The following is a 12,335-nucleotide window of genomic DNA, read 5'->3' on the forward strand; positions in this document are numbered from 1 at the left end:
AGTCGTGTTCTCGAACGAGAACCAGTTCAAGCGCGACCTGTACGCCGGCGTGATGCACTCGTTCATCATGTGGGGCTTCCTCACGCTCCTCATCGGGACGACCATCCTCGCCATCGACATCGACATCTGGCGGCGGGTGACGGGGAGTTCCTTCTTCGTCGGCGACTTCTACCTCTCGTACTCCTTCGTCATGGACCTCATGGGACTGCTGTTCGTCGTCGGTGTCGGGATGGCACTCTGGCGGCGATACGGCGTCCGACACCCGCGTCTGTGGGGCAAGCACACGAGCTTCGAAGACGACGCCTTCGTCTGGACGCTCTTTCTCCTCGGCGTCGGCGGCTACGTCCTCGAAGGAATCCGCATCGTCGGCACCGAGTTCCCCGAGTTCGAGACGGTGAGTTTCGTCGGCTACTTCGTCGCCCTCGTCTTCGACACCGCGGGCATGAGTCAGGGTCTCGCCGAGACGCTCTACTGGTTCGGCTGGTGGTCCCACGCCATCCTCGCACTGGCGTTCGTCGCCGCCGTCCCGTACGCGAAACCGCTCCACATGATAACCTCGTTCGCCAACATCGTCACCGCGGACGAGAAAGCCGGCAAGCGCCTCCCGAAGGTGCCCGCCGACGCGTCGCCCGAGGAGATTGGCTACGTCTCCGAAGACGACTTCTCGTGGAAGGCGATGCTCGACTTCGACGCGTGTACGAAGTGTGGCCGCTGTTCCGACGCCTGTCCGGCGAAAGCCTCCGGTCGCAACCTCGACCCGCGTGACGTCATTCTCGACCTGAAGACCTACCGAGACGCGATTGCCGACGGCGGCGAGACCATCGACATCGTCGCGGACGGCGGCACCTCGGTCATCGCCAGCGAGTCGATGGAGTCCTGTATGGCCTGCATGGCCTGCATGGACGCCTGCCCGGTCGATATCGAGCACCTGACGCACTTCACGGAGATGAACCGCCGCCTCACCGAGACGGGCCAGCAGCAAGAACCCGTCCAGGAGGCCATGATGAACATCTTCTCGAACGGCAACGCCTTCGGCGACCCACAGCGCAAGCGCGCCGACTGGACCGACGACCTGGACTTCGAGATTCCCGACGCCCGCGAGGAGTCCGTCGAGTTCCTCTGGTACGTCGGCGACTACCCATCCTACGACGAGCGCAACCGCCGCGTCGCCCGCGCGATGGCCCGTATCTTCGAGGAAGCGGGCGTCTCCTACGGTATCCTCTACGAGGACGAACAGCACGACGGCAACGACGTGCGCCGCGTCGGCGAAGAGGGTCTCTACGAGATGCTCGTCGAAGACAACGTGGCCGCGATGGCCGACTGTGACTTCGAGAAAATCGTCTGTACGGACCCGCACTCGTACAACACGTTCCTGAACGAGTACCCGGAGATGGACGAGTCGTTCGACTACCCCGTCTTCCACTACACCCAGCTCGTCGAGACGCTCGTCAACGAGGGGCGTCTCGGCCTCTCCGGGTCTGAACTCTCGGCGCAAACCGTCACCTACCACGACCCGTGCCACCTCGGCCGGTACAACGGCGAGTACGAGGCACCCCGTGAGGTCATCCGCGCGACGGGTGTCAATCTGGCCGAGATGCCTCGCAACCGCGACGAGTCGTTCTGTTGTGGTGGCGGCGGCGGTGGTCTCTGGTTAGACCAAGAAGAAGAGTCGAAACCGTCCGAAGAACGCCTCCGCGAGGCACTCGAAGACACGGAGGCCGGCACCTCCGTCGAACGCTTCGTCGTCGCCTGTCCGATGTGTGCGACGATGTACGAGGACGGCCGCAAGACCGGAGACTACGAAGAAGACATCGACATCGTGGACATCTCGGAACTCATCGTCGAAGCCCTCGACACGAAAGCCGGGGCAGTCGGGTCGGAGACGACGCCTGCGTCGGCCGACTGAACCACAGGTCTCTCTTTTCGACCGTTCGTCACCAGTCCGATTCGAGACTGGGAGCGTCGTCAAAAATAGCCGTTCGGGGCGCGTGACTGGATTCGAGTCCCGGCGCGTGTTCAGACGGCCCGTTATTCGCGCTCGTACTCTTTTTTGAACCCGCGGAACTCGGTCCGGTGGGCTTCCTCGTCGGCGAGGATGGTCACGGCGAGGTCCTCCGTGACGGGGTCGTTCGCCTCTTCGGCCGCCTCGATGAGCGAGCGGTAGGTGTCGATTGCGTCTTCTTCGGCGGTGAGGACGCCGTTGATGACGGACAGAACGTCCGTACTATCTTCCGGGGGTTGCAGGTCGTGTTGACGCGCTTCGAAGCTTCCAGAACCCGGCGGTTGTTCGTCGAGTTGCTTCAGGCGGTTGCCGAGTTGCTCGGCGTGGGTGAGTTCCTCTTGAATGTCGGTCTTGAGCGACTCCTTTATCTCCTCGGCCCGAACGCCGTCGAGGACGATGGAGTTGGTCATGTAGTTCATCACCGTCTCGAGTTCGTCCTGATAGGCGCGCTTCAACAGCGCAGTTACGTCCTCAGACATAGCACTCCAGTATTGACGCTCTGGCAACAAATAGCTGTTCGCCGGCGGGGGAACCGCCGGGAGCGAACCACCAAAGTAGTTCGAGAGACTGCGTGTGAGACCGCGAGAGGCCGAATTCGAGCGTGTCGAGGCGGCGTTCTCAGTCGTCGAATTCGACCAGTTCGACGACGTATCCGTCGGGGTCTTTCACGAACGCGGCGGTGGCGTTCGCCGGGTCGATGTACTGCGGCGGTTTCACGACGTCTGGGTGTTCCGCGTCGAGGAGTTCCTCGAAGACGCGTTCGACGTCGTCGACTTCGATGGCGACGTGGTCGATTCCAGTGGGTTCGACTCGGTCGGTCGACGTGGGGTCGTACTTGAACTGGAGTTCCATGTCGGTGTCGTCGCTGCCGACGTAGACGTTCTGCACACCGCCGAGTTCGAACTCGTTCGTCTGTTCGAGTCCGAGTTCGGCGTAGAAGTCGAGCGTCGATTCGAGGTCCGAGACGACGAGTGCGGTGTGGATGAGACCCATGCCAGCAGTCACGCAGGCGAGAGGGATAAAATCGGACCACCGCGTCAGAAATCGGCCCGTGCAGAGAGAACTCGACAGTCGGTGTCAGGCCTGCCGGGAGGTGCTGGCGACGGTATCAGGCCTGTCTGGAGGCGTCCACGTCGATGGCGTCCACCGGACAGATGTCGACACAGAGCATACAGTCGATACACTGGTCTTCGTTCGTCGGTTCGACTTTTACCTCACTCACGGGGTGGTCGGGCGTGTCGACCCACGTGAACACGTCGACGGGGCAGTTTTCGAGGCACGCACCGTCTGCGAGGCAGATGTCGTAGTCGACGGCGACGTGGGTGCCGTGGATGCCGAGTTTCTCCGGCGGTTCGACGGGGCCCCAGACGGCGACCCCATCACCAAACGCAGTTTGGTTTGCCGACGAACGAAGTTCGTCCAGCTTTTCTTCGCCAACCTTCTCGCGGTTCGTGTCGAAGTTCGGGTCGATAGCCATTTGCAGAGGCGTTCGCCGTCTGGCGTACTAAAGCGTCCGCATCGGGGACGAAAATTGGAGGACGAAGCCGGGACTGTCGTAGCGCGTTGTGTCAGTGACAGAAGACGGTGCCGTGGCTCACTGCTCGGAAACGAACGAAAAGCAACACCCAACCGTGGGTCTGCCTACACTCGGGCGGCCTCGATGTGGTCGAGGACGTGCGAGATGTAGTGCTGGTCTCGTGTCGGGGCGATTCCCCGATACGCGCGAAGGGCATCTACGAGATAGTCGAGTTCGGCGCTGTCGAAGTCTTCGTCACCCGCTTCGACTCGCGCGAGCAAGCCAGGGGCTGGATTCGGGTCTTCGTCTGCGTCGACTGCCCGCTCGATTGCTTCGAGCAGGGCAGCGTGAACAACCCACGACTCTTCACGAGAGAGGTCGAGCGCCGTGGGACGGTCCTGGGCCGATGTAGTCATTTTGGGGCCTCTATCCTATCCTATGGGTGCGCAAATATAAATGTATGTGTACTGTTGTCACAGACCATGCACGACTCCGAAAGCCGCGGAGTCGTTCACTCTCGAGCGTTACTCGAACGCTTCGATTCCCGTCAGGTCGGCCCCGATGACGAGCGTGTGGATGTCGTCGGTTCCCTCGTAGGTGTAGACAGTCTCGATGTTCTCCATGTGGCGCATCGGCGAGTAATCGGTCGTGATGCCGTTTCCGCCGAGAACCTCGCGCGCGGTTCGCGTCACGTCGCGGGCGACGCGGACGTTGTGGCGCTTCGCCATCGACACGTGCTGGTGGCGCAGGTCACCGCGCTCTTTGAGTTCGGCGAGGCGGTGTGCTTGCAGTTGGGCGTTCGTAATCTGGGTCGCCATCTCGGCGAACTTGCCCTGCTGGAGTTGGAATCGCGCGATTGGGCCGCCGAACTGCTCGCGGTCTTTCGCGTACTGGAGTGCGTCCTCGAAGGCGTCGCGGGCGGCACCGACGACGCCCCACGAGATACCGAATCGAGCCTGCGTGAGACACGACAGGGGTCCTTTCATCCCTTCGACGCCCGGGAGCACGTCGTCGTCCGACACCCACACGTCGTCGAGGCCGATTTCGCCCGTCACCGACGCCCGCATGGAGAGTTTGTCGTCTATCTTGTTCGTCGTCACGCCGTCGCGGTCCGTCTCGACGAGGAACCCGCGAACCGGCGACCCGCCGGCCGAGGTGTCGCGTGCCCAGACGACGGCCACGTCGGCGATGGGAGAGTTCGTAATCCACGTCTTCGACCCGTTCAGGACGTAGCCGTCTGCATCTTTCTCGGCGCGCGTCTCCATGCCCGCTGGGTTCGACCCGTGTTGCGGTTCGGTCAGGCCGAAACAGCCGACTGCCTCACCGTTTCCGAGTGCCGGGAGCCATCGCTCTTTCTGTTCCTCGGAGCCGAAGGCGTGAATCGGATAGATGACGAGCGACCCCTGCACACTCGCCATCGACCGGAGCCCCGAGTCGCCCGCTTCGAGTTCCTGCATCAAGAGGCCGTACGCTCGCTCACCGAGGCCCGGAAGGCCGTGGCCGTCGAGGTTAGGCGCGTAGAAGCCGAGTTCGCCCATCTCCGGGATGAGGTCCGTCGGGAACGTCCCCTGTTCGAAGTGGTCGCCGATATCCGGCTTGACCTTCTCTTCGACGAACCTGCGGGCCTCGTCGCGGACGAGTTTCTCTTCCCCGGTCAGGTCGTCTTCTAATTCCAGATAATCGAGCATGATAGACGGTCCGACTGGGGTCGTGAAAAGCGATTCGCTCCCGTGGGGCGTGGTGACACGACTGTCGAATCGACTCGCTCGCTGCGAAACCATTATATTAGCATATTCTAATATTAGCAATGTCTAATATGAATCGCCAACCAGCGCCCACCGCTGAAGACGAGAGTACCCCCTCTGACGGAACGTGCTGTGCCGCCTCGCACTCGCTGAGCGAGTCAGAACTCGCGTCCGACGTCCAGGTCCTCGCCGCACTCGGCAACGACACGCGGTACGAAGCACTCAAACTGATTGCCGAAGCAGCGGACGGCGTGTGCGTCTGTGAACTCGAACCCGCACTCGGCGTCAGCCAGAGTGCCGTCAGTCAGGCGCTCTCACGCCTCTACGGTGCCGGACTCGTGTCACGACGAAAAGAGGGCAGGTGGCGATACTACACACCGACTCCGCGAGCAACGGCCCTGCTGAACACGCTCGACCAGACGCGGGGTGCGTCCGATGAGTGACCAGACCACGTCGGACGACGCGGCGACTGGTGGACTGGCACCCGACGAACAGCGACGGGCCGTCCGCCGACGGTACGCCCGAATCGCACGCGAATCGTCGGGTTGCTGTGACGAGACAGACGAATCGTCGAGTTGTTGTGGCAGTACGGAAACGACACCCGACGACGACCTGAACAGCCTGCTCGGCTACTCCGAGGACGAATCGAATGCCGTCGCGGAGGGGGCCAATCTGGGGCTCGGCTGTGGAAACCCGACTGCGATTGCGTCACTACGACACGGCGAAACAGTCCTGGACCTCGGGTCAGGTGCGGGTTTCGACTGCTTCCTCGCCGCACAGGAGGTCGGAGACGATGGCCACGTCATCGGTGTCGACATGACACCCGAGATGGTCGAGAAGGCCCGCGAAAACGTCGACAAGAACGATGCGACGAACGTGGAGTTCCGTCTCGGTGAAATCGAACACCTCCCAGTCGCCGACGAGACAGTCGACGTCATCATCTCGAACTGCGTGGTCAACCTCTCTCCGTCCAAGCAGCAGGTGTTCCACGAATCCTATCGCGTGCTTCGTCCCGGTGGGCGACTCGCAATCTCGGACGTCGTCTTGACAGCCGAATTGCCGACGGCCGTCCACGACGACGTGGAGTCCGTGGCGTCCTGTGTCGCCGGTGCATCGCCGATAGCCGAACTAGAGCGAATGCTCTCGAAGGCTGGATTCGAGCAGGCTCGAATCGAATCGAAAGAAGAGAGTGAGCAGTTCATCAGCGAGTGGGACGACGAACGCGACGTGAGCGAGTACGTCGTCTCGGCGACCATAGAGGCGGTCAAGCCACCCCAATAGGTCAGTCTTTAGCCCTCCCGAAGTGGCAGTCGAAAGAACAGAGAGACGAACGACTCAGGCCGCAGACCCGACAGAGTTGGCTCGAACCGCGTTCACGTACGCGACGAAGTTGTCGAACAGACGCTTGGCCTCACAGGCGGCGTCGTAGTTTTCGGGGGTGATGCCGTCGAGGACGGTCTGAATCTGCTCGTCCGGGAGGAAGTCTTTCGAGCGTGCGATTTCCTCGGCCGTCGTCGTGTCGTACTCGGGGTGGAACTGCACGCCGAACGCGTGGGTGCGGCGGAACGCGTGGACGCCGAACTCGTTCTCCGCGAGGAGTTCCGCACCCGTCGGAAGGTCGGACACGACGTCGCCGTGGGACGTGAAGACGGTGAATCGGTCGTCGATGCCGGCCAACAGGTCGTCGGCGTCGTCGTCGGTCGTTCGCTGGATTTCGCTGTATCCCAGTTCGAAGTCACCCATATCTTCGACCGTTCCACCGAGGGCCGCCGCAACGACCTGGTGTCCGAAACAGATACCGAGGAGCGGGATATCTCGGGCGTCCGCCTCGGCGACGTACGCGAGGAGGTTCTGTATCCACTCGTCGTCCCAGTAGACCGACGACGACGACCCGGTGACGACGACGCCGTCGTAGTCGAAGTGGTCGGGGAGGTGTCCCTCGGTTACGTCGAACTCCACGAGGTCGGCGTCCAGTTCACGTCTGAAGTTCCGGCGCGTGTTCTCGTCGCCGTGTGACGCGTCCAGAAAGGCAAATCGAGGTCTGCTCATTGGAGTGAGACAGTCGGTGCGACCGGAAAGAAGTTGCGTCCGGGACGGCATCTGCCGCCGCCCGTGACAGAGACGAAAGTGCCGAACAGCGTGTCTCGCCAGTGTGGTCAGTCGTCCAGCGATTCCAAGAATTCGACCACCGCGTCGTTGACGAGTCGTGACCGCTCGACGGTGACCAGATGTCTCGCTCCGTCGAACGACTCGAACGTCCCCTTGGGAAGTCCGTCGGCGAGTTCGCGCCCACCGTCGACCGGCCAAATCGGGTCGTCGCTCCCGTGGAGGACGAGCGTCGGCACCGTCACCTCGTAGAGCGGTCCAGCGTCGAAGTCGGCGATGGCGGCATTTTGTGCCGCCCACGCGTCGGGGGCCGCGTCTTCCATCCCGCGCCACTCGACGATTTGGTCCACGACATCTGGTTGTTCAGCGCGGAACTCGTCGGAGAGTGCCGGTGTGAGGGACTCGCGGAGTGCCGTCGGGTCGTGGGGGGCGCCGTACAGCGGGTCTGCGTCGATATCGGCACCCGCCGCGGCAGTTCCGACGAGGGTGAGACTCCGAACGCGAGCGGTGGTCCGAGCGGCCTCGAGTCCGACCATGCCGCCGAGGCCGAGGCCGACGACGTGGGCCTTCCTGGCTCCGGCGTCTGCGAGGACTGCTTCGAGGTCGGAGACGAGCGTCTCGACCGAGTACGGGCCTGTCGGTGCGTCCGAACGGCCGGTTCCACGGAGGTCCATCACGAGGCTCTCGTACGGTCCTGCGACCGCAGCGTGTTGCCACCCCCACTGCCACGCGCCGTATCCCGCGTCGCCGACGAAGACGACTGTCTCACCGTCACCGTCAGCGTCGTAGTAGAGTTCGACACCGTTCGTCGTCGCGGTAGGCATACCCGCAGGTCGGCCGGGGACGAACTTAGGCGTGCCCGTCTCGGTGTCGTCTGTGGGGGTGACACGGTGTCGTCACCGTGCCGTTCGAGCGGTCGCCGCGAGCGACGACGCTTACCTGACGCGAACGTCCCACTCGCCGTTGTCGGTTCGCTCAGCGACTGCGTCGAACAGCGACGCGAGGGTGTGGACGGTCTTGTCGTCTTGCGTCATCGGGTCGAGGAAGAACACGCCGTGAGCGTTCGAGTTGGCGAGTCGGGTGGTCAGCGCGTGCAAGAACCGGAATATCGCCTGCAAGTCGGCGTACTGGAAGAGAATCGTCAGCGAGTCGAGAACCACCAGTGGTGTCGGCCCGTCCGCACTGTCGTCCCACCGGCCGAGGTGCTTCGTCGCGAGCATTCCGAGGCCCGTGAGGTCCGACGGTGACGTGACCTGTTCGACGGTGTCTGCACCGACGGCGTCTGGGTCCCGCGTCTCCGACGTGACGACGACGAGTTCCGTCGGGCGAACGCCGAGACGACGCTCCCAGTGGTCCGGGTCGCCCGTGCTACGGGGTGAGAAATCCAGCGCGAGGACGGGGAGTTCCCGGATGCTCGCGAGCCCCAACGGCGGTGTCTCGACGTCACTGTCGAGGACCAGCACCGAACGCGCGGACTCCGCGCCAGGTCGCATCACCCCTGATTCCATCACTGTACGTAGCACACGTACAACACTTAGAGCTATCCACTCGTTATCAAAATCGATTTCTCGAATGTCCAACAAAGTGAGGGAGAGAAGTATCTGTCTGGAAATTTCGGAGTGTGAGATTCGGAACGTCGAAGCAAAGTAACAGCTGGAGCGGACAGTTCGTCGCAGCCGAACAATGGAGATGGTGAGAGAGAGAGAGACCGTATCGGACGCGCCGAGTTAGGCGTTGAGAACGGTCTTGAGGACGTCTTCGGCCTCGTCGAGGGCGTCGTCGAGGGCGTCCACGTCGGGCCCACCACCCTGTGCGAAGTCGGCCGGACCGCCACCGCCGCCGCCCACCTTCTGGGCGAGTTGGCCGACGACCTGTCCGGCGTTGATGCCGACGTCGTCCGGCACACCGACGACGAACTGCGCGGACCCACCGGCGGCGGACCCGAGGACGGCGACTTTCCCTTCTTCGACGAGGGCGTTGGCCGTCGCGCGGAGTTCGTCCGCGTCACTGTCGAGACGCTGAATCACGGCGGGCGTACCGTCGATGTCGATTTCGTCGGCACCCGCGGCGGCACGCGCCTCGGCCAGTTCGGTCTTCAGACGGTCGATAGTCTTGCCACGCGCCTTCCACTCGGTGAAGAAGCGCTCGGCCGTCTCGGGCACGTCTTCGGGGTTCACGTCCAGAACCTCGGCGGCGTCGTAGAGCGAATCTTCGGTGCGCTGGGTGGCCTCGATGGCTGCGTCGCCGGCAGCGAAGACGACGCGTTCGACACCGTCTTGGACTGGTTCGGTGTTCAGCACCTTGATGGCGCCAATGTCACCGGTGCGCTTGACGTGTGTCCCACCACACGCCTGCACGTCGCTGCCGACGTGGATGAGGCGAATCTTCTCACCCGGTGGGATGCCACCCTGATAGAGGTCGAATCCGTACTTGTTCTCGGCGTCGTTCCGGTCGGGCCACTCCTGTTTGACCGGGATGTTGCGCATCACGAGTTCGTTGGCGACACGCTCGATTTGCTTGACCTCCTCGCGGGTGATACGCTCGTAGTGCGTCACGTCGAGGCGCGAGCGGTCGACGCCTTTCGAGGCACCGGCCTGCCGGATGTGGTCGCCGAGGACCGTCCGGATGGCGTGGCCGATGACGTGCGTCGCCGTGTGGTGTCGCATGAGGCGGCGACGACGCTCCACGTCGAGTTGACCGCGGACGAACTCGCCTTTGCCCGGGTCGTCGTCGGTGCGGTGGAGCACCACGTCGCCTTCTATCTGCACGTCGGTCACTTCGACCGTCTTGTCGTCCGTCGCGAGCGACCCGTGGTCGGCAGGTTGCCCACCGCCTTCGGGGTAGAACATCGTCTGGTCGAGGACCACGTCGTACCCCTCTTCGCGCTCGAACACGTCGAGGACGACGGCTTCGAACTCGGTGCGCTCTTGGTCGTCGTAGTAGAGTTTGTCCGTCGCGGGCAGGTCGCCGAGACGCTCGTCCTGTTCGGACGTGACCGTCTCGCCGTCGACCTGCTCGTGGCGGTCCGCGACCAGCGAGTAGAAGTCGTCGGGGATGTCGACCGTCGCACCGCGCTCTTCGGCAATCTCCTGCACCATGTCGGGTTGGATGCCGTGAGAGTCGTACAGTTCGATGAGTTCGTCGACGGGGATGGGTTCGCCCTTGTCGGCGTACTCGTCGGCGAGTTGCTGGACCCGACGGGACCCGCGTTCGAGCGTCTTTCTGTACTTACGCTCTTCGCTGCGGACGATGTCGCGGATGGTGTCGCGGTTCTGGTAGTCGAGACGTTCGGCCTGCATGTCCACGAGTTCGTCGAGGGGCGCGTCCACGCCGAGGTTGTCGACGAGGCGCTTGGTGCGGCGAAGCACCATGCGGGCGAGGTAGCCCGTCCCGACGTTCGAGGGGACGATACCGTCGCCGAACATGTACGCGAGCGTCCGGCAGTGGTCGGCGATGGCGTAGATGTCTTCGAGGGGACGGAGCAGGTCGGTCAACTCGTCGGCGTCCACGTCGAGTTCGCCGGCGACTTCGGCGCGCGCAGTGGCCAGGTCGTCGATTTCGTCGATGTCGAGGTGCCCGGAGAGTTTCGCCGCGCGGTGGATGAGTTCCTCTTCTTCCTCGGAGTGTTCGATACCGACGTTCTCCTTGAGGAAGTCTATCATGTCAGGGTAGACAGCCTCGTAGACCGTCGGCGTTCCCTGCGAGACCCACGTCCACCGTTCGAGGCCGTAGCCCGTGTCGACGATGTACGTGTCCATCGGCGAGTAGTTGTTCCCGTCTTTGAGGTGGTACTCGCCTTCGGGGTCCTGCTTCATCGACATGAAGACGAGGGTGGCGAGTTCCGCACCGCGGTAGAGAACTTCGAAAGCAGGTCCGGCGTTGCCGCCGCCGACCCACGGGTCTTCGATGTAGGTGATTTCGGAGATATCGGCACCGAGGGACTCGAAGAACTCGTCGCAGAGACGGACAGTTTCGTCCTTCCAGTAGACTTCGCCCTCGTAGGCGTACGTGTCGCCCGCTTCTTCGCGTGCGTTGAACGCGTGGTGCGCCATCATCTCGAACGCCATGGTGTGGCGTCCGGTCTTACCCACGTTGTCGATGTCCTGCATACGGATACAGGGCTGAGAGATAGTCAGTGGGTTCGCCGGCGGCGGCGTCTCGCCGGACGTGACGAGCGGTTGGAAGTCGTAGATAGACGCCTGCGTCAAGAGTACGTCGTCACGCCAGCGGTTCGCAGCGACCGGATAGGGGTCGATTCGCTCGTGGTCCTGGTCTTCGAAGAACGAGAGGAACTTCTCTCGCATCTCTTCGAGGGTGTACTCCTCGTCGAATCCAGGGTTGTCGATGAACGTGTAGTCGTCCGCCGGGGGTTCGCCACACGTCTCTCGGTCTGGGTCTCGTGTCCAGAAGTACACGCCCGTCACGGGGCACTGCTTCCGGTAGAAGCCCTCCTCCTCGAAATAATCGAGGCGGTACTCCTCTTCGAGTTCACTCATTGCCAAAGTCTGGTCTACCGTCGGGTAAAACAGTTCCGGGAAATAGCCGCAGACGCCCGATTCCGGGCAATACTGTCTGCACGGGCCGTGTCGTTCATTTCCCTCCGTGACCAACGGAGAGTATGGAACTCGCCTCGGTCCGCAGACGACCCGCCGTCGAACTCCTCGCGTGGGTCGTCCTCGCGCAACTCGCGGGGGCCGTCGGGAGTGTGTTCACCGTCACCTCGCTCGACTCGTGGTACGCGACGCTCACCCGCCCGTGGTTCGCACCGCCGAACTGGCTGTTCGGCCCCGTCTGGATAACCCTCTTTACACTGATGGGCGTCGCGGCGTTCCTCGTCTCGCGGAGTGGCCACCCACGAAGTCGCCGCGCACTCGCCGTCTTCGGTGGACACCTCGTCGTCAACGTCGCGTGGTCAGCCGCCTTCTTCGGCCTCCAGTCGCCGGCGGCGGGCCTCGTCGTCATCGTC

At 63.0% G+C, this 12,335-nt stretch carries 13 protein-coding genes; 4 read left to right on the forward strand and 9 right to left on the reverse strand.

All coding sequences use genetic code 11. The features are described 5' to 3' along the window. Positions 1-1,906 (forward strand): heterodisulfide reductase-related iron-sulfur binding cluster (locus tag AUR66_RS05205; protein ID WP_058571433.1); only part of this gene is annotated, 1,906 nt, incomplete at its 5' end. Between the two features lie 122 nt (positions 1,907-2,028). Here the strand turns inward: AUR66_RS05205 and AUR66_RS05210 are convergent. The 5 genes from AUR66_RS05210 to AUR66_RS05230 all read right to left on the reverse strand — a co-directional run bounded on the left by AUR66_RS05210 (position 2,029) and on the right by AUR66_RS05230 (position 5,206). Continuing rightward, on the reverse strand, positions 2,029-2,481 hold the full coding sequence (locus AUR66_RS05210; protein ID WP_058571434.1) for a ferritin-like domain-containing protein: 453 nt from the start codon (positions 2,479-2,481) through the stop codon (positions 2,029-2,031). 139 nt (positions 2,482-2,620) lie between these two features. Next, positions 2,621-2,995 (reverse strand): VOC family protein, encoded by a 375-nt coding sequence (locus tag AUR66_RS05215; protein WP_058571435.1) that lies wholly within the window; start codon positions 2,993-2,995, stop codon positions 2,621-2,623. A gap of 115 nt (positions 2,996-3,110) precedes the next feature. After that, on the reverse strand, positions 3,111-3,479 hold the full coding sequence (locus AUR66_RS05220; protein ID WP_058571436.1) for a 4Fe-4S dicluster domain-containing protein: 369 nt from the start codon (positions 3,477-3,479) through the stop codon (positions 3,111-3,113). Positions 3,480-3,643: 164 nt separating this feature from the next. After that, positions 3,644-3,934: a DUF7853 family protein gene (locus tag AUR66_RS05225; protein WP_058571437.1), complete on the reverse strand. Its 291-nt coding sequence runs from the start codon at positions 3,932-3,934 to the stop codon at positions 3,644-3,646. Positions 3,935-4,042: 108 nt separating this feature from the next. Continuing rightward, the gene (locus AUR66_RS05230; protein WP_058571438.1) at positions 4,043-5,206 is read right to left on the reverse strand and encodes an acyl-CoA dehydrogenase family protein; all 1,164 of its coding nucleotides are present in this window, start codon (positions 5,204-5,206) and stop codon (positions 4,043-4,045) included. A 128-nt stretch (positions 5,207-5,334) separates the two neighbouring features. Here AUR66_RS05230 and AUR66_RS05235 point away from each other — a divergent pair, with 128 nt between their 5' ends. After that, positions 5,335-5,706 (forward strand): ArsR/SmtB family transcription factor, encoded by a 372-nt coding sequence (locus AUR66_RS05235; RefSeq protein WP_058571444.1) that lies wholly within the window; start codon positions 5,335-5,337, stop codon positions 5,704-5,706. Continuing rightward, entirely contained in the window at positions 5,699-6,544 is an 846-nt protein-coding gene (locus AUR66_RS05240) for an arsenite methyltransferase (RefSeq protein WP_058571439.1), read from the forward strand. The genes AUR66_RS05235 and AUR66_RS05240 overlap by 8 nt, the downstream gene beginning before the upstream one ends. A gap of 54 nt (positions 6,545-6,598) precedes the next feature. Here the strand turns inward: AUR66_RS05240 and AUR66_RS05245 are convergent, their stop codons facing one another. The 4 genes from AUR66_RS05245 to alaS form a co-directional block, all read right to left on the reverse strand. Further along, a complete protein-coding gene (locus AUR66_RS05245) occupies positions 6,599-7,312 on the reverse strand; it encodes a type 1 glutamine amidotransferase (RefSeq protein WP_058571440.1) in 714 nt (237 codons plus the stop codon). A gap of 107 nt (positions 7,313-7,419) precedes the next feature. Beyond that, positions 7,420-8,193 (reverse strand): alpha/beta fold hydrolase, encoded by a 774-nt coding sequence (locus tag AUR66_RS05250; protein ID WP_058571441.1) that lies wholly within the window; start codon positions 8,191-8,193, stop codon positions 7,420-7,422. Positions 8,194-8,304: 111 nt separating this feature from the next. Continuing rightward, positions 8,305-8,877: a DUF835 domain-containing protein gene (locus AUR66_RS05255; protein WP_231727763.1), complete on the reverse strand. Its 573-nt coding sequence runs from the start codon at positions 8,875-8,877 to the stop codon at positions 8,305-8,307. Between the two features lie 219 nt (positions 8,878-9,096). Then, a complete protein-coding gene (alaS, locus tag AUR66_RS05260; protein WP_058571442.1) occupies positions 9,097-11,865 on the reverse strand; it encodes an alanine--tRNA ligase in 2,769 nt (922 codons plus the stop codon). A 122-nt stretch (positions 11,866-11,987) separates the two neighbouring features. Here alaS and AUR66_RS05265 point away from each other — a divergent pair. Beyond that, the coding region (locus AUR66_RS05265; RefSeq protein ID WP_058571443.1) for a TspO/MBR family protein at positions 11,988-12,335 on the forward strand (348 nt) is incomplete at its 3' end.

This window comes from Haloferax profundi (assembly GCF_001469865.1).
Taxonomy (GTDB): domain Archaea; phylum Halobacteriota; class Halobacteria; order Halobacteriales; family Haloferacaceae; genus Haloferax; species Haloferax profundi.

Excerpts from the sequence above, each read along its gene's own strand:
- AUR66_RS05210 (WP_058571434.1), bottom strand. The coding sequence starts at position 2,481 with ATGTCTGAGGACGTAACTGCGCTGTTGAAGCGCGCCTATCAGGACGAA.
- AUR66_RS05215 (WP_058571435.1), bottom strand. The coding sequence starts at position 2,995 with ATGGGTCTCATCCACACCGCACTCGTCGTCTCGGACCTCGAATCGACG.
- AUR66_RS05220 (WP_058571436.1), bottom strand. The coding sequence starts at position 3,479 with ATGGCTATCGACCCGAACTTCGACACGAACCGCGAGAAGGTTGGCGAA.
- AUR66_RS05225 (WP_058571437.1), bottom strand. The coding sequence starts at position 3,934 with ATGACTACATCGGCCCAGGACCGTCCCACGGCGCTCGACCTCTCTCGT.
- AUR66_RS05230 (WP_058571438.1), bottom strand. The coding sequence starts at position 5,206 with ATGCTCGATTATCTGGAATTAGAAGACGACCTGACCGGGGAAGAGAAA.
- AUR66_RS05235 (WP_058571444.1), top strand. The coding sequence starts at position 5,335 with ATGAATCGCCAACCAGCGCCCACCGCTGAAGACGAGAGTACCCCCTCT.
- AUR66_RS05240 (WP_058571439.1), top strand. The coding sequence starts at position 5,699 with ATGAGTGACCAGACCACGTCGGACGACGCGGCGACTGGTGGACTGGCA.
- AUR66_RS05245 (WP_058571440.1), bottom strand. The coding sequence starts at position 7,312 with ATGAGCAGACCTCGATTTGCCTTTCTGGACGCGTCACACGGCGACGAG.
- AUR66_RS05250 (WP_058571441.1), bottom strand. The coding sequence starts at position 8,193 with ATGCCTACCGCGACGACGAACGGTGTCGAACTCTACTACGACGCTGAC.
- AUR66_RS05255 (WP_231727763.1), bottom strand. The coding sequence starts at position 8,877 with ATGGAATCAGGGGTGATGCGACCTGGCGCGGAGTCCGCGCGTTCGGTG.
- alaS (WP_058571442.1), bottom strand. The coding sequence starts at position 11,865 with ATGAGTGAACTCGAAGAGGAGTACCGCCTCGATTATTTCGAGGAGGAG.